The 474-nt window shown below is 66.9% G+C and carries 1 protein-coding gene; it reads left to right on the forward strand.

Annotation, left to right across the window (positions count from 1 at the left end):
• Positions 1 to 174 precede the first annotated feature (174 nt).
• On the forward strand, positions 175 to 324 hold the full coding sequence (locus tag AX669_RS13415) for a hypothetical protein (protein ID WP_156444976.1): 150 nt from the start codon (positions 175 to 177) through the stop codon (positions 322 to 324).
• The last annotated feature ends 150 nt before the right edge of the window (positions 325 to 474 follow it).

The raw sequence follows: 474 nt of genomic DNA on the forward strand, positions 1-474 counted from the left end.
CTCCGGAGAAGGTCCACCGTTCACGGTGGGCCTTCTCGCATGCTCGGGTTCGAGTGCCCCGGCTCGTGAGGCGCCTGTGCCGGGTCGGGCATCAACCGCAAGGTGATGGCGGCCCGGGGCGCCCCGTGAAAGGGTTGAGGCGACAGTGAACGCCGTCAACGCAGGGAGGCAACCATGCCCGGTGAGAACGACAAGAACGCCACGTCCGCGAACGAGGAGAACACGACGCGAGACGAGCAGAGCGACGCCGAGAAGGAGATGGGGGTGCCGGCCCACGAGCTGAACTCGCAGGCGGACGTCATCTCCACCGACGACGCCGACTGAGCGTTCCCGTCGCCGATGATCGTCGAACCGACCTGGCGTGACGTCGTGTCGCAGTCAAGGCGCACGGCGAAGGGCCGGTGAACACGTGTTCACCGGCCCTTCGACACCGCGGCGCCGACGTCGAACGTCGTTCGGCTGTAACGGCTTTTC

The sequence above is a fragment of the Dermacoccus sp. CCH2-D9 genome (assembly GCF_001556795.1).
In the GTDB taxonomy this organism is placed as follows: Bacteria; Actinomycetota; Actinomycetes; order Actinomycetales; family Dermatophilaceae; genus Dermacoccus; species Dermacoccus nishinomiyaensis.

Bases quoted from the DNA above. Each gene is read 5' to 3' on its own strand.
- AX669_RS13415 (WP_156444976.1), top strand. From the start codon at position 175: ATGCCCGGTGAGAACGACAAGAACGCCACGTCCGCGAACGAGGAGAAC.